At 68.8% G+C, this 18,639-nt stretch carries 21 protein-coding genes; 15 read left to right on the top strand and 6 right to left on the bottom strand.

What is annotated here, in order from left to right; translation table 11 throughout:
- Window positions 1–25: 25 nt before the first annotated feature.
- The 5 genes from OED01_RS04815 (at window position 26) to OED01_RS04795 (ending at window position 4,041) form a co-directional block, all read left to right on the top strand.
- Window positions 26–256, top strand: coding sequence for an exodeoxyribonuclease VII small subunit (locus OED01_RS04815; protein ID WP_406249457.1), 231 nt, complete (start codon window positions 26–28; stop codon window positions 254–256).
- Window positions 253–900: a DUF4245 domain-containing protein gene (locus tag OED01_RS04810; protein WP_264157242.1), complete on the top strand. Its 648-nt coding sequence runs from the start codon at window positions 253–255 to the stop codon at window positions 898–900. Before OED01_RS04815 ends, OED01_RS04810 begins: the two co-directional genes overlap by 4 nt.
- Entirely contained in the window at window positions 897–1,571 is a 675-nt protein-coding gene (locus tag OED01_RS04805; protein WP_264157241.1) for a carbonic anhydrase, read from the top strand. The genes OED01_RS04810 and OED01_RS04805 overlap by 4 nt, the downstream gene beginning before the upstream one ends.
- A complete protein-coding gene (locus tag OED01_RS04800) occupies window positions 1,568–2,962 on the top strand; it encodes a class II fumarate hydratase (protein WP_264157240.1) in 1,395 nt (464 codons plus the stop codon). Before OED01_RS04805 ends, OED01_RS04800 begins: the two co-directional genes overlap by 4 nt.
- A gap of 329 nt (window positions 2,963–3,291) precedes the next feature.
- On the top strand, window positions 3,292–4,041 hold the full coding sequence (locus OED01_RS04795) for an endonuclease domain-containing protein (RefSeq protein ID WP_264157239.1): 750 nt from the start codon (window positions 3,292–3,294) through the stop codon (window positions 4,039–4,041).
- 148 nt (window positions 4,042–4,189) lie between these two features.
- Here the strand turns inward: OED01_RS04795 and OED01_RS04790 are convergent, their stop codons facing one another.
- The 3 genes from OED01_RS04790 to OED01_RS04780 all read right to left on the bottom strand — a co-directional run bounded on the left by OED01_RS04790 (window position 4,190) and on the right by OED01_RS04780 (window position 7,648).
- Entirely contained in the window at window positions 4,190–5,539 is a 1,350-nt protein-coding gene (locus tag OED01_RS04790) for a PhoH family protein (RefSeq protein ID WP_264157238.1), read from the bottom strand.
- A gap of 160 nt (window positions 5,540–5,699) precedes the next feature.
- Window positions 5,700–6,836 carry an aminotransferase class V-fold PLP-dependent enzyme gene (locus OED01_RS04785; RefSeq protein WP_264157237.1) on the bottom strand — a complete coding sequence of 379 codons (1,137 nt, stop codon included), beginning with the start codon at window positions 6,834–6,836 and terminating at the stop codon, window positions 5,700–5,702.
- A gap of 29 nt (window positions 6,837–6,865) precedes the next feature.
- Window positions 6,866–7,648: an isoprenyl transferase gene (locus OED01_RS04780; RefSeq protein ID WP_264157236.1), complete on the bottom strand. Its 783-nt coding sequence runs from the start codon at window positions 7,646–7,648 to the stop codon at window positions 6,866–6,868.
- Between the two features lie 94 nt (window positions 7,649–7,742).
- Here OED01_RS04780 and trhA point away from each other — a divergent pair, with 94 nt between their 5' ends.
- From trhA to OED01_RS04745, 7 genes are all read left to right on the top strand, one after another.
- Complete coding sequence (gene trhA / locus OED01_RS04775) at window positions 7,743–8,477, top strand: PAQR family membrane homeostasis protein TrhA (RefSeq protein WP_264157235.1); 735 nt, start codon at window positions 7,743–7,745, stop codon at window positions 8,475–8,477.
- A gap of 104 nt (window positions 8,478–8,581) precedes the next feature.
- On the top strand, window positions 8,582–9,433 hold the full coding sequence (locus OED01_RS04770; RefSeq protein ID WP_264157234.1) for a MetQ/NlpA family ABC transporter substrate-binding protein: 852 nt from the start codon (window positions 8,582–8,584) through the stop codon (window positions 9,431–9,433).
- On the top strand, window positions 9,433–10,479 hold the full coding sequence (locus OED01_RS04765; RefSeq protein ID WP_264157233.1) for a methionine ABC transporter ATP-binding protein: 1,047 nt from the start codon (window positions 9,433–9,435) through the stop codon (window positions 10,477–10,479). Before OED01_RS04770 ends, OED01_RS04765 begins: the two co-directional genes overlap by 1 nt.
- The gene (locus OED01_RS04760; RefSeq protein WP_264157232.1) at window positions 10,476–11,135 is read left to right on the top strand and encodes a methionine ABC transporter permease; all 660 of its coding nucleotides are present in this window, start codon (window positions 10,476–10,478) and stop codon (window positions 11,133–11,135) included. Before OED01_RS04765 ends, OED01_RS04760 begins: the two co-directional genes overlap by 4 nt.
- A complete protein-coding gene (locus OED01_RS04755; RefSeq protein ID WP_264157231.1) occupies window positions 11,132–12,298 on the top strand; it encodes an aminotransferase class I/II-fold pyridoxal phosphate-dependent enzyme in 1,167 nt (388 codons plus the stop codon). The genes OED01_RS04760 and OED01_RS04755 overlap by 4 nt, the downstream gene beginning before the upstream one ends.
- Window positions 12,299–12,330: 32 nt before the next feature.
- The gene (locus OED01_RS04750) at window positions 12,331–12,804 is read left to right on the top strand and encodes an S-ribosylhomocysteine lyase (protein ID WP_264157230.1); all 474 of its coding nucleotides are present in this window, start codon (window positions 12,331–12,333) and stop codon (window positions 12,802–12,804) included.
- Window positions 12,805–13,572 (top strand): SDR family NAD(P)-dependent oxidoreductase, encoded by a 768-nt coding sequence (locus OED01_RS04745; RefSeq protein WP_264157229.1) that lies wholly within the window; start codon window positions 12,805–12,807, stop codon window positions 13,570–13,572.
- An 11-nt stretch (window positions 13,573–13,583) separates the two neighbouring features.
- Here the strand turns inward: OED01_RS04745 and OED01_RS04740 are convergent, their stop codons facing one another.
- Entirely contained in the window at window positions 13,584–13,859 is a 276-nt protein-coding gene (locus tag OED01_RS04740; protein ID WP_264157228.1) for a hypothetical protein, read from the bottom strand.
- 68 nt (window positions 13,860–13,927) lie between these two features.
- On the opposite strand from OED01_RS04740, the gene OED01_RS04735 reads away from it, so the two are divergent.
- Both OED01_RS04735 and greA read left to right on the top strand, forming a co-directional pair.
- Window positions 13,928–14,314, top strand: a complete 387-nt coding sequence (locus OED01_RS04735) for a DUF4307 domain-containing protein (protein ID WP_264157227.1) — start codon at window positions 13,928–13,930, stop codon at window positions 14,312–14,314.
- A 95-nt stretch (window positions 14,315–14,409) separates the two neighbouring features.
- On the top strand, window positions 14,410–14,898 hold the full coding sequence (greA, locus tag OED01_RS04730) for a transcription elongation factor GreA (protein WP_264157226.1): 489 nt from the start codon (window positions 14,410–14,412) through the stop codon (window positions 14,896–14,898).
- A 12-nt stretch (window positions 14,899–14,910) separates the two neighbouring features.
- Here the strand turns inward: greA and ilvA are convergent, their stop codons facing one another.
- Window positions 14,911–16,140 carry a threonine ammonia-lyase gene (gene ilvA / locus OED01_RS04725; RefSeq protein WP_264157225.1) on the bottom strand — a complete coding sequence of 410 codons (1,230 nt, stop codon included), beginning with the start codon at window positions 16,138–16,140 and terminating at the stop codon, window positions 14,911–14,913.
- Entirely contained in the window at window positions 16,137–17,330 is a 1,194-nt protein-coding gene (locus tag OED01_RS04720; RefSeq protein ID WP_264157224.1) for an AI-2E family transporter, read from the bottom strand. Before OED01_RS04720 ends, ilvA begins: the two co-directional genes overlap by 4 nt.
- 51 nt (window positions 17,331–17,381) lie before the next feature.
- On the opposite strand from OED01_RS04720, the gene OED01_RS04715 reads away from it, so the two are divergent.
- Window positions 17,382–18,635 carry a winged helix-turn-helix domain-containing protein gene (locus OED01_RS04715; protein WP_264157223.1) on the top strand — a complete coding sequence of 418 codons (1,254 nt, stop codon included), beginning with the start codon at window positions 17,382–17,384 and terminating at the stop codon, window positions 18,633–18,635.
- The last annotated feature ends 4 nt before the right edge of the window (window positions 18,636–18,639 follow it).

Raw genomic sequence — 18,639 nt, 5'->3', positions numbered from 1 at the left:
CGGGTGACGACGTAGGATGGAAGGCGTGACTGCGCCCATCGACACCCCCGTGGAATCGCTGTCGTTCGAGGCCGCGCGCGATGAACTCGTCCGTGTCGTCGCCGAACTCGAGCAGGGCGCGCCGACGCTCGAGCAGTCGCTCGCGCTGTGGGAGCGCGGCGAGGCACTCGCCGCCCGCTGCGAGGAATGGCTGCTCGGCGCGAAGCGCCGCCTGGATGCCGCGCGCACCGCGGCATCCGACGAGGACGAGTCGTGAGCCGCAAGCCGAGCGCGCCGATCGTCGCCGAACTCGGACGCCCGGAGACGGCGGATGAGACCGCGGCGCGCAAGGCGGCATCCAGCCAGGCGTACCGCTCGAGCCAGACGTTCCGGCACCTGATCGCCGCGCTCATCCTGACGCTGGCCGTCGTCGCCGTCATCGTCTTCGCCGTGCCACGCGGCGCACCGGCGGCGAAGGAGGAGATCGACGTCGCGACGATCGCCGCCGACGTCGAATCGACCATGGACAGCCCGGCCATCGTCCCCGTGCTGGGAGACTTCTGGCGCGTCAACTCCGCCGAGCTCGACGGCGGCGCCCCGGTCGTGTGGAACATCACCATCGCCCCGGCCGATGAGGAGGAGCGCGGCTTCATCCGCATCGCGCAGGCCTTCGACTCGGATGCGTCGTGGGCTCCGCAGATGCTCGACGGATTCGCTCCCACATCCACCACGACCATCGACGGTCGCGAGTGGGACGTGTACGACATCGGCGACCGCGGCTCCGCCAACGTCTCGTACGCCCTGGGCACCCAGGCCGGCGACGACTACGTGCTGCTGTTCGGCTCGCGCTCCGCCGAGTCCACCGCGAAAGTCGCCGAGTCGCTGAACTCGCAGATCACCGCCATCGAGGAGGCCGAATGACCACGCTGACCCCGACCGAGGCCTGGAACGAGATGCTCGACGGCAATCGTCGATTCGTCGCCGGCGACCCGCGGCATCCGAACCAGAACGTCGAGAAGCGTCACGAACTCGCCGACGGGCAGAGCCCGATCGCGACCCTGTTCGGATGCTCTGATTCGCGCCTGGCGGCCGAGATCATCTTCGACCTCGGCCTCGGCGACCTGTTCGTCGTCCGCAACGCCGGCCAGGTGATCGGCGAGTCCATCGTGGGCAGCCTCGAGTACGCGGTCGAGGTGCTGCGCGTCCCGCTGATCGTGGTGCTCGCGCACGACTCCTGCGGCGCTGTGCGCGCGGCGATCGACGGCACCGCGATCGACGCGGCCCCGCTGCCGCCGCACATCTGGAAGCTCATCGCACCGATCATCCCGGCCGCGCGCAAGGTGCTCGCTGAGAACGGCGGCTCCTCGCCGTCCGACATCGATGCCGAGCTCGTCGGACGCGAACACCTGCGCAACACGGTCGCCAACCTGCTGCAGTCGTCCGAACTGATCAGCGACGCCGTCGCCGAGGGGCGGCTCGGCATCGTCGGCGCCAACTACCGCCTCGCCGAGGGCACGGCCGTGCCCGTCATCACGGTGGGGATCGACACCGGAAGCACAGTCGCTTCCGCAACCCAGGAGGGATCGAAGTGACCGACACCGAGTACCGCATCGAGCACGACACGATGGGCGAGGTCCGCGTGCCCGTGAACGCGCTCTACGGAGCGCAGACCCAGCGCGCGGTCGAGAACTTCCCGATCTCCGGCAAGGGCCTGGAGTCCACGCAGATCGCCGCGCTCGCCCGCATCAAGAAGGCCGCCGCGCTCGCGAACAAGGAGCTCGGCACGCTCGACGGCGCCATCGCCGACGCGATCGCCGCCGCCGCCGACCAGGTCGCCGCAGGCGTGCACGACGGCGAGTTCCCCGTCGACACCTACCAGACCGGTTCCGGCACCTCCTCGAACATGAACATGAACGAGGTGCTCGCGACGCTGGCCACCGGCATCCTCGGTTCTCCGGTGCACCCGAACGACCACGTGAACGCCTCGCAGTCGTCCAACGATGTGTTCCCGACCTCGGTGCACATCGCCGTCACGCAGGCGCTCATCGACACTCTCATCCCGTCGCTGGACCACCTCGCCGTCGCCCTCGAGGCGAAGGCCGAGCTGTGGAAGGACGCGGTGAAGTCCGGTCGCACGCACCTCATGGACGCGACGCCCGTGACCCTCGGCCAGGAGTTCGGCGGCTACGCCCGCCAGATCCGGCTGGGCATCGAGCGCGTGCAGTCGGCGCTCCCCCGCGTCGCCGAGGTGCCCCTGGGCGGTACGGCCACCGGCACCGGCATCAACACCCCGCTCGGCTTCCCGCAGAAGGTCATCGCGCTGCTCGCCGCCGAGACAGAGCTGCCCATCACGGAGGCGAAGGATCACTTCGAGGCGCAGGCGAACCGCGACGGCCTCGTCGAGGCATCCGGCGCCCTGCGCACCATCGCGGTCTCGCTGACGAAGATCAACAACGACCTGCGCTGGATGGGTTCGGGACCGAACACCGGTCTCGGCGAGCTGCACATCCCCGACCTGCAGCCCGGCTCCTCGATCATGCCCGGCAAGGTCAACCCGGTCATCCCCGAGGCCGTGCTGATGGTCTGCGCGCGCGTGATCGGCAACGACGCGACAGTCGCATGGGCCGGCGCCTCCGGATCGTTCGAGCTGAACGTGGCGATCCCGGTCATGGGCACCGCCGTGCTGGAGTCGATCCGTCTGCTCGCGAACGCCTCGCGCGCGCTCGCCGACAAGACGATCGACGGCCTGCAGGCGAACACCGCCCGCGCCGCCGCATTCGCCGGCATGAGCCCGTCGATCGTGACCCCGCTGAACAAGCTGATCGGTTACGAGGCCGCCGCGAAGATCGCCAAGCATGCCGTCGCCAAGGGCATCACGGTGCGCGACGCCGTTATCGACCTCGGCTATGTCGAGCGCGGCGAGCTCACCGAGCAGCAGCTGGACGAGAAGCTCGACCTGCTGAGCATGACCCACCCGGGCTGACCCGCCCTGCAGGTCCGCCCTGCAGGTCCGCCCCGCAGGCCCGCCGCCTCCGGGACATGTCGTAACACTTGCACGACCCGGGAACACTTGCACGACCGATTCGGCGATCTGATCGTGCATCCGTTCCCGGGTCGTGCAGGTGTACCCGTTGACTCTCTCTGCACAGAACGCCGATCCGCAGGATCGATCCACAACGTGCCGCGCTCTCACCAGCGAGGCTGGTGGCAGGGCAGAGTTCCAGGATGCTGGATCCTTCGGTTCTCCTCAGTCGACTCGGCGGGGTCTGTCGCGGAAGCACGCTTCAGCGACACGGCGTCTCACGGAAGGCCTTGGCCGCGCAGGTCGATGCCGGCGCGATCCGTCGCGTGCGCGCGGGCGTCTTCGCTGCGAACAACGCCGACGAGGCGGTGGTCCGCGCCGCCGCGCACGGTGGCGCGTTGACGTGTGAGGCAGCGCTCAAGCGCCACGGTGTCTGGACGTTGACGGAGGAGCCGCGACCCCACGTCTGGATGGGCACCAACGGTCGGCGGCATCCGCACGCCGGGTGCACCTGTGTGAGTCACTTCTTCGACGGGCCGACGCGTTTCGGCCTCGCCACCGCAGAGACCGCGCTCGCGCATGTGCACTCCTGCGCGGGCGACGAAGCCTTCTTCACAGCGTTCGAGTCCGCGTGGCGCAAGGGTCTGCTGTCGCGCGCCGCGCGCGCCCGCATTCGCGACACGCTCCCGGAATCCGCGCGGTGGCTCGTCGACCTCGCGCGCGCGGATGCCGACAGTGGCTTGGAGTCGTTGCTGCGATTGCGTCTACATCTTCTCGGCATCCGACTCGACTGCCAGGTCCCGATCGCCGGTGTCGGCAAGGTCGACTTCGTCATCGGCGGACGCCTGATCCTCGAAGTGGACGGCAGGAAGAATCACGACGGCGGATCGATGCGCCGTAAGGATCTCGTGAGGGACGCCTCGGCATCCCGTCTCAGCTACGAGACGCTCCGATTCGACTACGCCCAGATCATCCATCGCTGGTCGACCGTGCAGGCTGCGATCCTCGCTGCCCTCGGCCGGATGCGCGCCCTGTCCTGATCCTCCCGGGGTCTCGCGTGGGCGTCGGCATCGACCTGGAACAGATGCACGACCCGGGAACACTTGCACGACCGATTCGGCGATCTGATCGTGCATCCGTTCCCGGGTCGTGCAGGTGTACCCGCCCGCGGCGGGCCGCCCGCCGGGGTCAGCTGAGCTCGCCGCCCTCCAGCAGCTCCGTCACCAAGGCCGCGATCGCCGAGCGCTCGGAGCGCATCAGCGTGACGTGCCCGAACAGGTCGTGGCCCTTGAGCGTCTCGATGACGCTCGCGATGCCGTCGTGCCGGCCCACGCGGAGGTTGTCGCGCTGTCCGACGTCGTGGGTGAGCACGACGCGGGAGTTCTGCCCCATCCGGCTCAGCACCGTCAGCAGCACGTTGCGCTCGAGCGACTGCGCCTCGTCCACGATCACGAACGCGTCGTGCAGCGAACGACCGCGGATGTGGGTCAGCGGCAGCACCTCGAGGATGCCGCGCTCCACGACCTCCTCCATCACGTTGCCGGAGACGACCGATCCGAGTGTGTCGAACACGGCCTGACCCCAGGGCCCCATCTTCTCGCCCTGGTCACCGGGGAGGTAGCCGAGCTCCTGGCCGCCCACCGCGAACAGGGGCCGGAACACGATGATCTTCTTCTGCTGCTGCCGCTCGAGCACCGCCTCGAGTCCGGCGCACAGTGCGAGCGCCGACTTCCCGGTGCCCGCGCGACCGCCGAGCGAGATGATGCCGACATCGGGATCCAGAAGCAGGTCGATCGCGATGCGCTGCTCGGCCGAACGGCCGTGCATCCCGAACACCTCCCGATCGCCGCGCACGAGCTTGTACTCGCCGTCGCTCGTGACGCGGCCGAGTGCCGAGCCGCGCTCGGACTGGATGATCAGCCCCGTGTTCACCGGCAGCCCGACAGCTTCGTCGCTCGAGCCGACCTCGCTCTCGTACAGGTCGCTCATCTCGTCGCCGGAGAGCGCGAGCGACGAGATCCCGGTCCAGCCGGAATCGACGGCCTGTTCGGCGAGGTACTCCTCCGCACGCAGACCCAGCGACGCGGCCTTCACGCGCATCGGCAGGTCTTTGGAGACGATCGTGACTTCCTGCCCGTCCTGCGAAAGGTGCATTGCGACCGCGAGGATACGACTGTCGTTGTCTCCCAGTCGGATGCCGCTGGGCAGCACGTCCCCGTTGGTGTTGTTCAGCTCCACACGGAGTGTGCCGCCTTCGCCGACCGGCACAGGGAAGTCCAGACGCTCGTGCTCGATGCGCAACTCGTCCAGGTGGCGCAGCGCCTGCCGCGCGAAGTATCCGATCTCCGGATCGTTCCGCTTGCCTTCCAGTTCGGTGATCACGACCACCGGGACGACGACGGAATGCTCGGCGAACCGGAAGAACGCCTGCGGATCGCTCAGCAGGACCGAGGTGTCGAGCACATAGGTCCGCAGATCCGTTTCCGGCTGCGCCTCGGTGCTCTTGCGGGACTGCTGCTGCGCTGTACGTGTGGTCACGACCCACTCCCGACCCGGGACTGTCTCCCGGCTATTGCCTCGAGTCGACCAGGGCCACGAGTCGCGTACCTGAAGGCCGACTCGACCGGGCACCGTGCCCGATGCCTAGAAGGTACGACCGGGACATGGCAACCGACGCGCAAGACACGCGAAAGGAACGTTACGCGCTGGTGAACTTCTCGTTGCCCGCCGAGGCGATCGCGTCGTCCAGCATCCGGAGCGTGTCGTCCGACGTCCCGGCGTGCGGCGCCACCCGAATGGTGTCGCCGCGTGTCGTCGCGACGATCCCGGCGTTCGCCAGCGCGGCGGACAGCGGGGCCGGATGCTCGGGCGCGAGCGTCACGATGCCCGCTCGCCGCGTCCGATCGCGTGGGCTGCGCACCGGGATGCCGTGGCGATCGGCGATCTCCAGGATCGCGTCCACGTGGGCGGCGAGGGCGCCCTCGACGTTCACGACCCCGGCTTCGCGGATGTCGCTCAGCCCGACGGCCAGGCGTGCGACGGCGAGCTGGTCCGGTGCGTTGACGGTGTACGCGCTCGCATCGGATGCCGGTGCGGGCAGCTCGTCGACCGGCAGCGGACCGCCGACGCCGCCGAAGCCCGAGAGCACGGGCACGATCCGGTCACGGGCCGCCGGGGAGAATCGCGCGAATCCCGTCCCCCGTCCGGCGCGGAGCCACTTGTAGCCGTGCCCGACCACCACATCCGCGACGGTGTAGTCGGCCTCGATGATCCCTAACGACTGCACGGCGTCGACGATCAGCAGCCGATCCGGTCCGATGACCTCGCGCAGCGCCGTCAGATCGGCACGGAATCCCGTGCGGAAATCGACGTGACTGACCGCGAGCGCCGTGACGTCGGCATCCAGCGCCTCGGCGACGGCCTCCGGCGTGACGTGACCGTCCTGCGGGTCGATCCAGCGCGGCGACAGGTCACCGCGCGACGCCTGCGCTGCGCGCTCGAGTGTCAGGGAGATGCTGGGGAACTCGGCGCTCGAGGAGATGACCGAGCCGCTCAGTCCGAACAGCGCGTGCATCAGGCCATGGGTCGCCGATGGTTGGACCGTGAGTTCCTCGGACGGCACGTCGAGGAGTTCGGCGGCCGTCTGCTTCGCCTGCACGATCCGGTCGGCCACCAGCGCCAGCGACGAGGGTCGTCCGCTGCCGAGCAGATCGGCGTCCGCGAAGACCTCGGCCCGCACCGACGGCGACAGCGGTCCGTTCGCCGCCCAGTTCAGGTATCCCGGCTCGCCGTCGAACGTGGCGAGGAAATCGTCGAATGCGCTCACCCGGCTCATCCTGCCATGCGCGGGCGTCGCGGGTGACGTCAGCGGCCGAATCGCCGGTCGCGGCCCGCATAGTCGCGGATCGCGCGGAGGAAGTCGACCTCTCGAAGGTCCGGACCGAGCGCCTCGACGAAGTAGAACTCACTGTGCGCGCTCTGCCACAGCAGGAAGTCGCTGAGCCGCTGCTCACCGCTCGTGCGGATCACGAGGTCCGGATCGGGCTGGCCTGTCGTGTAGAGGTGCTCGCCGATCATCTCGGGCGTCAATTGGACGGCGAGATCTTCGAGCGTGCCGCCGGAGGCGTTGTGGTGGGCGATGATGCTGCGCACCGCGTCGACGATCTCGTTGCGCCCGCCGTAGCCGACGGCGAGGTTGACGTGCAGACCGGTGTGGTCCCTGGTGCGCTCCTCGGCATCCGCGAGGACCCTCGCGAGCTCCGGCGGGAGGATGTCCGCACGACCGACGTGCTTGACGCGCCAGTTCGGCTCACGGGAGATCGCGTCGGCGAGTTCGGCGATGATCTCGATGAGGTCGGCGATCTCTTGGGAGTCCCGCTTGAGGAGGTTGTCGCTGGAGAGCAGGTACAACGAGACGACCGGGATGCCGATGTCATCGCACCACCCGAGGAACTCGCGCATCTTCGCCGCCCCTGCGCGGTGCCCGTCTGCGGCGGAGACCAGTCCGAGCTGCCTGGCCCACCGGCGGTTGCCGTCGATCATCATCGCGACGTGGTGAGGAACCGGCCCCGCTTCGAGCTGCCTGCGCAATCGCTTGCCGTACAGCCGGTACAGCGGCCCCCGGCCCTCGCTCACGCGTGCATTCACGTGCCTACGCTACCGTGCTCCCTCCCGCTCAGCCCTGGGGGATCGCTCAGGATATGTACTGCCCGCGGAATGGCCGGCGGCTTAGAGTGAAGGCGTGAGCAGACGCGCAGCCCAGCCCTCGGATGTCCCCCAGTTGCCGTTGCTCGATGCGGCCGCCGTCGATGCCGATGTCGAGATCAGACCCACGTGGCGGGGCTGGATCCATGCCGGCACGTTTCCGGTCGCGATCATCGCGGGAATTGTGCTCATCGTCCTCGCGGACGGGGCGCCGGCGAAGTGGTCGGCGGCCGTCTTCATGGCCACCTCGCTGCTGCTGTTCGGCAACTCCGCGCTCTACCACCGCTTCGATTGGGGCCCCAAGACCAAGATCGTCCTCAAGCGCATCGATCACGCGAACATCCTGCTGCTGATCGCCGGCACGTACACGCCGATCGCGACGCTCGCGCTCGAACCGCAGAAGGGGACCCTCCTGCTCGCTCTCGTGTGGAGCGGCGCGCTGCTGGGCATCCTGTTCCGCGTCTTCTGGATCGATGCGCCGCGATGGCTGTACGTGGCGCTGTACCTGCTGCTGGGTTGGGCGGCCGTGATGTACATGCCCGACCTGCTGCGGGCGAATGTCGCCATGATGATCCTCGTCATCGTCGGCGGCCTGCTCTACACCGGCGGCGCGATCGTCTACGCACTGAAGAAGCCGAACCCGTGGCCGGGACACTTCGGGTTCCACGAGATCTTCCACGTCTGCACCGTGCTGGCGTTCCTGTGCCACTGGACCGCGTGCCTTCTGATCGCGCTGCAGCCGTACTCCCCCTCGCTCGGCCTGCCCGGCTGAGCCAGGACGGCCCGCGGTCACGCTGCGTAACACGATGTGCCGTCCGGACAGACGCCCGGATACGGTCGGAGATCTTCCACCCGTCTCTCCGGAGGTCTCCCCTGATGCGCCGTCCCACCCGCCTCGTCGCCCTCGCCGCTTCCCTCGGAGCTGCCGTTCTGATCGCCGGATGCGCGGGGACGCCGTCGGCGGATGCCGGCGCGGAGACGACGGGCGACAAGACCACGATCACGATCGGCTTCAACCCCGGCCCCTACCTGGAGATGTTCCAGGAGGGAGTCCAGCCGATCCTCGAGGCCGAGGGCTACACGATCGAGTCCAGTGACTTCACCGACGGCGTGATCGTCAACGTCGCGGTGAGCGACGGCGAGATCGATGCCAACATCATGCAGCACAGCGTGTACATGGACGCGATCAACGAGCAGGAGGGCCTGACGAACACCGCGCTGGTCCAGGTGCCGACTCCACCGATGGGACTGTTCGGCGGGAACAAGACCGACCTCGACGACCTCGGCACCGGTTCGACGATCGCCGTACCAAATCAGCCGTCCAACCAGTACCGCGCGCTCAAGGTCCTCGAGGCGCTCGAACTGATCACCCTGTCGGACGCCATCGACCCGGCCACCGCCTCGCTGCAGGACGTGACGGAGAACCCGAACGACATCCGGTTCGTCGAGATGGAGAACGCCCAGCAGGTCGCGGCGCTGCAGGACGTGGATTACAGCGTCATCCAGGGCAACTTCATCGTCTCGGGCGGCCTGAAGCTCACCGATGCTCTCGCGCTCGAGGAACTGACGGACGAGTTCTCCGTGATCGTCGCGGTCGACGAGGCGAACGCGGACGCCGACTGGGCGAAAGCGCTTCAGGCGGCCTACGAGTCGGATGAGTTCGCCGAGTACCTCGCCTCCGAGGACGCGTACGACGGCTACAACATCCCCGCCGCGCTGGCCGATTGATGACCGTCGCACACCGCGACGGAACAACGACCGTCGCCGTCCGATTCGACGGCGTCACGCGACGCTTCGGACCGGATGGTGACGGCGTCGTGGCGCTGGACGGTGTGGATCTCAGCATCCCGCGCGGCGAGATCTTCGGGGTCATCGGCCACAGCGGTGCAGGCAAGAGCACGTTGATACGGCTCGTGAACGCCCTGGATCTGCCCACCGAGGGTTCCGTGCACGTGGACGGCGTCGATCTGGCGGGTCTCACCACGGCGGAGCTGCGCACGGCCCGCAAGCGCACCGGCATGATCTTCCAGCAGTTCCAGCTGCTCGAGACGGTCACCGTGCTCGACAACGTCGCCATGCCGCTGCGCCTGGACGGCGTCGGGCGCGCGGAGGCACAGGCCCGCGCGACCGAAGCGCTCGAATTCGTCGGGCTCGGTGGACGGCTGTCCGCGTACCCCGGGCAGCTCTCGGGCGGACAGAAGCAGCGTGTCGGGATCGCGCGGGCGATCATCCGGCAGCCAGCCGTCCTGCTGTGCGACGAAGCGACCAGCGCACTGGATCCGTCGACGACGCTGCAGATCATCGACCTGCTGCGGCGCGTGAACGAGCAGTACGGCACCACGATCCTGGTCGTCACGCACGAGATGGACGTCATCAAGGACCTCTGCCATACCGTCGCCGTCATGGAGGGCGGTCGCGTCGTCGAGCAGGGTTCGGTGATGGACGTGTTCGTCCAGCCTCGTACACCGATCGCCCGCGCCTTCGTCGGGACCGTCATCCCGCAGGAGCTCCCGGAACGGGTACTCCGCGCGGTCGGCGGTCACCCGCTCTGGCGGCTGCGATTCCTCGACGAAGAGGTGACGACGCCGATCGTCGGCGCCCTGGTCCGTGACTTCGGGCTGGAGGTCAACATCCTCCACGCCGACATGACCGATATCCGCGATCGCACCGTCGGACACATGATCATCCAGGTCGAAGGGGCGGCCGCGCAGCGCGATGCGGCTTTCTCCTACCTTGCGGAGCGGATCGTCAGCATCGAGGAGGTGCGCGCGTGATCGACACGCTCCTGACCCCGGAGCTCTTCCTCGAAGCGCTCGGCGAGACCCTGTACATGCTGGGGATCGCGCTGTTCATCGGCTCGATCCTCGGCATCCTCCTCGGCATCGCCGTCGTGGTCGTCCGCCCGGGCGGCGTCCTGCCGAACCGGGTGGTGTCGTTCCTGCTGAACGCATTCATCAACGTCGTCCGCTCGTTGCCGTTCATCATCCTGCTCGTGGCGATCCTGCCCTTCACGCGGCTCGTGATGGGCACCTCGATCGGCGTGAACGGGGCCCTGGTGCCGCTGACGATCATGGTGTCGCCGTACATCGCCCGTCTGGTGGAGAACTCCCTGCTGGAAGTCCCGGAGGGCATCGTGGAGGCCGCCAAGTCGATGGGTGCCACCCCCGTCCAGATCTTCACGCGTTTCCTGCTTCCCGAGGCGCGCGGTTCACTCGTGCTCGCGCTCACCACGGCGACCATCGGACTGCTCGATGCGACCGCGATGGCCGGAACGGTCGGCGCCGGCGGCATCGGCGACCTGGCGATCAGCTACGGCTACCAGCGGTTCGACGCGTTCACGATGCTGATCACAGTCGTGACCCTGGTGCTGATCGTGCAGCTGATCCAGCTCTTCGGAACCCGCCTGGCGCGGAAGCTGCGACGCCGGTGATAGACACGATCGCGCCGGCCGCGCGTGTCCGCGCGCTCCCGACGAACTTCTTCGGCGCCCTGGATGCCGCGGTCGCCGCGGCCAGAACGAGGGGCGTGGACGTCATCGACGTCTCCAAGGGCAATCCCGATCTGCCCACCCCTGCGCACGTCGTCCGTGCGATGCAGAAGGCCGCGGCTGCACCGGGCAATCACAGCTATCCGGCCTATGGGACACGACCTGCCCTCGCCGACGCCATCGCCCTGCGCTACCGCGAGGATCACGGTGTCGACCTCGATCCGCAGTCCCAGATCGCCGCCTTCCACGGCTCGCACGAAGGACTCATGGCGGCCGTCCTCGGGCTCGCCGATCCCGGAGCGACGGTCGTCGTGCCCGATCCCGGCTACCCGGCGTACGCGAGCGCAGCCGCCCTCGCCGGTGCGCGCCTGCACCTGCTGCCGCTGGATCCGGAACGTGCGCACCAGCCCGACTGGTCCGCGCTGGCGGCCCTCACCGACGCAGCGGCCGTGCTGCTGAACTATCCGCACAATCCGACGGGAGCGACCGCGACCTCGATGACGTTCGAGCGGACGGTCACCGAAGCCGAGCGTCTCGGAGCGGCGTTCATCCACGACTTCGCCTATTCATCGCTCGGCTTCGAGCGTCGACCGCTGTCGGCCCTCACCGTCGACATCGACCGCACGGTGGAGGTCTCGACGCTGTCGAAGACGTACAACATGGCCGGCTGGCGCATCGGGTACGCCGCCGGCTCCGCCGAGATCATCGGCATCATGCGCGGCTTTCAGGCGCACGCGTTCAGCACGATCTTCGGGGCGACGCAGGATGCCGCAGCGGCGGCGCTGGCCGGCGACCAGAGCGCGGCGGACGCTCTCGTCGACCTCTACCGCCGACGCCGCGACCTCGTCGTCGACGGCCTGCGCGCACGCGGCTGGGATGTGAGCCCCGCGGACGGGACGTTCTTCGTGTGGGTCGCCAGCGGCGGAGTGGACGACACGGTTCTCGCCAGGCGCCTGCTCGAAGAGCGCGGCGTCGCCGTCGCCCCGGGGAGCGGCTTCGGCGACCGGGGCCGCGGGTACATCCGGCTCGCTCTGGTCCATCCGCTCGACCGCCTCGCCGAGCTCGTCGAACGCCTCGGAGCGCCCGCCGGCGGGCGACTTCCGTAGAATCCGAAACACCCATCTGCAAGGAGAGACCCATGGCCGAAGTCGAGAGCTTCACGCTCGATCACACCGCCGTCCACGCGCCGTACGTGCGCCTGATCGCCACCGAGCACGGCCCCCGGGGCGACGCGATCTCGAACTTCGACGTGCGCTTCGTGCAGCCGAACGAGGGCGAGATCCCCACTGCGGGCCTGCACACGATCGAGCACCTGCTGGCCAGCGTCCTGCGGGATCACCTCGACGGCGTCATCGACATCTCCCCCTTCGGATGCCGCACCGGATTCCACCTCATCACGTGGGGCGAGCCCTCCGTCGCGGACGTCGTCACCGCCGTCACGGCAGGGCTCGAGTACATCGCAGAGAAGGCCGAGTGGGACGACGTCCCCGGGGTCTCCGCCGTCGAGTGCGGCAACTACCGCGACCACAGCCTGCACAGCGCGCGGGAGTGGTCCAAGCGCATCCTCGAGCAGGGCATCAGCCTCGACGCGTTCACGCGCACGGTGGCCTGAGTGTTCGACGAGCTCCGCGGCCGCATCGTCCTCGTCACCGGTGGCGCCAGCGGCATCGGTGCCGGGATCGTCGACGCTTTCCTCGGCGAGGGCTCGACCGTCATCAGCGCCGACCTCTCCTTCCCCGAGGGGCTGCTCCGACGGCAGGAGCACGCGTGGACGATCCGTCTCGATGTGCGCGACGAGGATGCCGTCGCCGACGCCGTCTCGCAGATCGGCGAGCGGCTCGGCACGATCGACACGCTCGTGACGGCGGCGGGCACATCCACGCTCGGCTTCGCGACCGAGACGACGTCGGCGCAGTGGGATCTGAACCTCGATGTCAACGCGAAGGGATCCTTCCTGGTCGCCAAGCACGTCGCCGCACGACTCGTCGATCAGGAGCGAACCGGTCGGATCGTCTTCATCTCATCGCAGGCCGGCAAGAACGGGTACCGCGGGATGACCGCCTACGTGGCCTCGAAGCACGCGGTGCTCGGCGTCACGAAGACGATGGCGACGGAACTCGCGTCCCGCGGCATCACGGTGAACGCGATCTGCCCCGGGATCATCGAGACGCCGATGAAGCATCGTGAGCGCATCGAAGGCGGAGCGATCCGCGGCATGACGGCCGAGGAGGTGGCCGCGGAGGATCGCTCGCAGGTCCCGCTGGGCCGCACCGGGACGCCCGAGGACGTCGCGGGCGTCGCACTGTTCCTGGCCAGCGACCTGGCGGGATACATGACCGGTCAGGGCATCAACGTCACCGGTGGGATGACGATGCACTGACGCACACGGCGTCAGTGCTTGACGTCGCCGACCGCGTCGTCTGGTCCGTCTGCCTCACGGGCGGCGGCGTCACGGGCTGCAGCCTCTTCGGCATCCAGCTCTTCGCGGACCTCATCGCGGTACCGCACCTTGCGGATGCGTCGGTTCATGTCCCAGATCAGCAGCACCACGGCGACGAGGACGATCACGATCGCGGCGAACCCGGCGAACCCCGGCGTCACCGAATCCGGGTCCACCGTCATCGACGGAGTCGGCATCGGCGTTTCGGAGCCGAACAGAACCAGCATGTGGCCGCCTTTCGTGCGCAGGTCGCATAACCTGTAAAGACCAGCCTAACGACCGAAAGACACGCCTCGTGACGACCGCCCAGGAACTCGATGACCGCTACGGACGCAGCCGCCGTCGCCGGCTCCCCTGGATCATCGGCATCGTCCTGGCCGTCGTCGTCGTGGCGTACTTCGGCTGGTCGACCATCTCGCAGTCGATGAACTCCGTCGACACCGATGATCTGGGGTTCGAGGTCGCGGATCCCTACTCGGTCGAGGTCCGGTTCCAGGTCAGCGGCGCGGCCGGCAAGGACATCGCGTGCGCCATCGAGGCGCTCGACGAGGAGTTCGGCGTGGTCGGCTGGAAGGTCGTCGAGATTCCGGCATCCGAGGAGCACAGCCGGGCGTTCACGGAGAACGTGCGCACCGTCGCGGAGGCCACCACGGGTTTGGTCAACTCCTGCTGGGTCGCATAGACTCGCCTCAGACAACTGACGCCCCGGCACGATCGCCGGGGCGTCTTGGCATATCCCCGGTGCGCTCTGAAGGGCGCTGAACAAAGGAGCACGCTGTGTCCGCAGACGCTCAGGTCCCGTTCCTCACGCAGGAAGCCTACGATCGACTCGTCGCCGAGCTCGAGCACCTCTCCACGGTCGGCCGCGAAGAGATCGCGAAGCGCATCGAAGCCGCACGCGAAGAGGGCGACCTCAAGGAGAACGGCGGCTACCACGCGGCCAAGGACGAGCAGGGCAAGCAGGAGGCGCGCATCCGCACGCTCGAGCAGCTGCTGAAGACCGCCAAGGTCGGCGAGGCCCCGGCGAGCCGTGGCATCGTCGAGCCGGGCACCGTCGTCACCGCGGTCGTCGCGGGCGGCGAAGAGGTCTTCCTCCTCGGCAGCCGCGAGATCGCCGTCGGCAGCGACCTCGACGTCTACAGCGAGGCCAGCCCGCTCGGGCAGGCCATCCTCGGACTGAAGGTCGGCGACACGACCAGCTACGAGGCCCCCAACGGCCGCGCGATCTCGGTCGAGATCACGGCCGTGGAGACCTACGCCGGTTGATCCGGATCGTTCCTAGTCCGGAACGACCATCGGATCGTAACCGGCGCGGCGGAGCGTGTCGAGCGTGAGCTCGGTGTGCTCCGCCCCTCGCGTCTCGATGCTCAGCTGCAGGACGACCTCGTTGATCTGCAGCCCCTGCCCGTGGCGGGTGTGCAGCACTTCCATGACGTTCGCCCCGGCCTGCGAGACGAGCTCCGACACCCGAGCGAGCTGACCCGGCCGGTCGGGCAGCGGGATGCGGATCGTGAGATAGCGACCGGATGCGGCCAGTCCGTGCGCCACGACGCGCTGCAGGAGCAACGGATCGATGTTGCCGCCGGACAGCACGGCCATGGTCGGACCCGTGGCCTGGATCTTGCCCGCGAGGATCGCGGCGACGCCGACGGCTCCGGCCGGCTCGACGACGACCTTGGCCTGCTCCAGCAGCACCAGCAGCGCACGGGCGATGTCGTCGTCGCTCACGGTGACGACCTCGTCGACGAGCTCGCGGATGATCTCGAACGGCACGGCGCCCGGCTCGGCGACGAGGATGCCGTCGGCGATGGTCGGGCGGGTCTCGATGGCCACGCGGTGTCCGGCATCGAGCGACGCCACGGTCGCCGCCGCGTTCTCCGCCTGCACGCCGACGATGCGGATCCGACGGCCGGTCTCGGCCGCCTTCGCCCTGATCGCGGAGGCGATGCCCGCGATGAGCCCCCCGCCGCCGATGCCGACGAGCACGGTGTCGAGATCGGGCGCATCCTCGAGCAGTTCGAGTCCGAGCGTTCCCTGCCCGATCACGATGTCGCGATGGTCGAACGGGTGGATCAGCACGGCCCCTGTGCGCTCGGCGAACTCAGCGGCCAGCCGCAGCGACGTCGCCACGGTCTCGCCATCGAGCACGACCTCGGCGCCGTATCCGCGCGTCGCGAGGAGTTTGGGAACCGGAACGCCGAGGGGCATGAAGATCGTCGCCGGAATCCCCAGCGCCTGCGCCGCGAGCGCCACGCCCTGCGCGTGGTTGCCGGCGGATGCCGCCACGACACCACGCGCCCGCTCCTGCGCCGTCAGTTTGGAGAGCCGATGCGCCGCTCCGCGGATCTTGAAGGAGCCGGTGCGCTGGAGGTTCTCCATCTTGAGCACGACGGGCACGCCGAAGACATCCGTGAGCGCTCGCGATGGCAGGGTCGGAGTGTGTGTGATCACACCCGCCAGGCCCTGCGCGGCCTCCTCGAACTCGGCCAGGCTGGGGGCTGTGCTCATTGAATCCTCCGTCGCCGCTCGCGCGGCACTGTACTCCAGATCAGGTCTCCGTGCGGATCATCGCCGGTGCGCCATGAGCCGCTGCTGAGGGTCACCGCGACGACGTTCACGAAGGCGGCCAGCGGAACCGCGAACAGGGCGCCGGGGATGCCGCCGATCATCGTGCCGCCCGCGACGACGAGAACCACCGCGAGGGGGTGGACCTTGACGGCGGACCCCATCAGGAGCGGCTGCAGGATGTGTCCCTCGATCTGCTGGACGCCGAGCACGACGATCAGCATCCAGAAGGCGATCCACGGCCCGTTGTATACCAGCGCGAGGAAGACGGCGACCGCGCCGGTGACGACGGCTCCGACGATCGGGACGAAGGCGCCGAGGAAGACGAGCACCGCCACGGGGATCGCCAGCGGCACCCCGAGGAAGAACGCGCCGAGGCCGATGCCGATCGCGTCGATCGTGGCGACGAGCAGCTGCGTGCGCGCATAGTTGACCAGCGTGCTCCAGCCGTTGCTCGCAGCCGCGGCAGCTGCCGGCCGGGCATCGCGCGGGAAGATCTTGAGCGTCCAGCGCCAGATACCGGCACCGTCGGCCAGCAGGCAGACGAGGATGAACAGGGCCAGCACGGCGCCGGTCACGACGTGTCCGGCCGTGGTGCCGATCGCAAGCGCTCCCGACCACAGCAGGTCGACCTGCTGCTGCAGGAACGCCAGCCCCTGGTCGATGTACGACTCGATCTCGGCAGCCGAAAGGTGCAGCGGCCCCTCGATCAGATACTCGCGCAGGCGTTCGATGGACGCCGCTGTGCTGTCGCGCACCTGCGACCACTGCCGCGACACCTGCCAGATGACGAGCCAGAGCAGGCCGCTGACGACGGCGAGGGTGCCGAGCATCGCGATGATGATGGCCAGCCACCGCGGGACACGGTGACGGAGCATCCACCCGACCGCCGGCGTGAGGAGCGCCGAGATCAGGATCGCGATCAGCAGCGGGATCACCAGCAGCTTCAGCTGGATGACCACCCAGACGATGATTCCCACGGCCGCGGCGATGAACAGGAGGCGCCACGCGTAGGCGGCGGTGACCCGCAGACCGTAAGGGACGGCGCGGTCGATGTCGGAGCGGACGGTGCGCTCCGTGGGCATGCCGCCCCACAGAAGATCCCGCTTGCGGGGGCGCTTCTCGTCCGTCATCCCGTCAGTCTACGCGGGGCGGTGTCCGTGCCCGGCGCTACGCTGACCGACGTGTCACAGATTCTCACCGCCGCGCAGGCGCGGCGCATCGCGCTCGCCGCGCAGGGCTTCACTCGCCGCCGCCCGGCGACCGTCACCGCCCGCCATGTGCACGGTGCGATGGCGCGGATGGGCGTTCTGCAGATCGACTCGGTCAACGTCTTCGCGCGGTCGCATCACATGCCGCTTTACTCCCGGCTCGGACCGTACGACCACGCCCTGTTCGAGCGCATCTTCCACGCCCGCACGACCCACTACGTGGAGTACCTGGCGCATGAGGCGACGTTCATCCCGGCATCCGATTGGGGCCTGTGGGACTTCCGGATGGCCGACTTCCGTCGCCGTTGGGAGGGCGACCCCGACTCCTGGGTGAGCCGGAATCCGCGCACGATCTCCTGGGTCAAGGACGAGTTGCGCTCGCGCGGTCCCCTGCGACCCGCCGACCTGCGCGACGACGCGCCGCGCGAGCGAGGCACGTGGTGGGATTGGGATGACGTGAAACTGGCGCTGGAGCACCTGTGGCGCACCGGAGACGTCGCGATCAGCGGGCGCCGCGGGTTCGAGCGCCGGTACGCATTGGCGGAGCAGGTCATCCCCGACGAGGTCCGAGCTCGCCCCGTCCCCCGCGACGAGGCGTTCCGCGAACTGGTGCGCCGCGCCGCGCGATCGTCCGGCGTCGCCACGGAGTCCGATCTGGCCGACTACCACCGACTGCGCGATCGACCAGGTGTGCGGCAGGCCATCGCCGACCTCGTGGACGCCGGTGAGCTCGAGCCCGTCGTCGTACGCGGGTGGGAGCGCGCAGGTCGTCCGCTGCCGACCTGGCGGCACCGCGATGCCGTGCTGCCCCGCCGCGTGGACGCCAGCGCGCTGCTGACGCCGTTCGACCCGGTGGTCTGGTTCCGCGAACGAGCACTGCGTGCGTTCGAGCTGGACTATCGGATCGAGATCTACGTGCCGGCCCACAAACGCCGCTACGGCTACTACTCCCTGCCCGTCCTCGTCGATGACCGGATCGCGGCGAGGGTCGATCTCAAGGCCGACCGCGGGGCCTCCGTGCTCCGGGTGCAGTCCGCCTGGTGGGAACCGCAGTCGCGCCCGGATGACGCGCTGGCGATCGCGCTGGAGCTGACCGGCGCGGCATCGTGGCAGGGCCTGGAACGCATCACGGTCTCGGGCTGGGGAGACGCGACGGATGCCGTCGCGGACGCCCTCAAGGCGATCGGTGGGGTCGTGTCAGACCGGCATGAGCACGAACGGCAGTGACGCC

The sequence above is a fragment of the Microbacterium sp. M28 genome (assembly GCF_025836995.1).
In the GTDB taxonomy this organism is placed as follows: Bacteria; Actinomycetota; Actinomycetes; order Actinomycetales; family Microbacteriaceae; genus Microbacterium.
The sequence above is the reverse complement of the archived record's forward strand: the minus strand, read 5'-3'. Positions and strand labels throughout refer to the sequence as shown.

Bases quoted from the DNA above. Each gene is read 5' to 3' on its own strand.
- OED01_RS04805 (WP_264157241.1), top strand. From the start codon at position 897: ATGACCACGCTGACCCCGACCGAGGCCTGGAACGAGATGCTCGACGGC.
- OED01_RS04785 (WP_264157237.1), bottom strand. From the start codon at position 6,836: ATGAGCCGGGTGAGCGCATTCGACGATTTCCTCGCCACGTTCGACGGC.
- OED01_RS04770 (WP_264157234.1), top strand. From the start codon at position 8,582: ATGCGCCGTCCCACCCGCCTCGTCGCCCTCGCCGCTTCCCTCGGAGCT.
- OED01_RS04765 (WP_264157233.1), top strand. From the start codon at position 9,433: ATGACCGTCGCACACCGCGACGGAACAACGACCGTCGCCGTCCGATTC.
- OED01_RS04750 (WP_264157230.1), top strand. From the start codon at position 12,331: ATGGCCGAAGTCGAGAGCTTCACGCTCGATCACACCGCCGTCCACGCG.
- OED01_RS04740 (WP_264157228.1), bottom strand. From the start codon at position 13,859: ATGCTGGTTCTGTTCGGCTCCGAAACGCCGATGCCGACTCCGTCGATG.
- ilvA (WP_264157225.1), bottom strand. From the start codon at position 16,140: ATGAGCACAGCCCCCAGCCTGGCCGAGTTCGAGGAGGCCGCGCAGGGC.
- OED01_RS04720 (WP_264157224.1), bottom strand. From the start codon at position 17,330: ATGACGGACGAGAAGCGCCCCCGCAAGCGGGATCTTCTGTGGGGCGGC.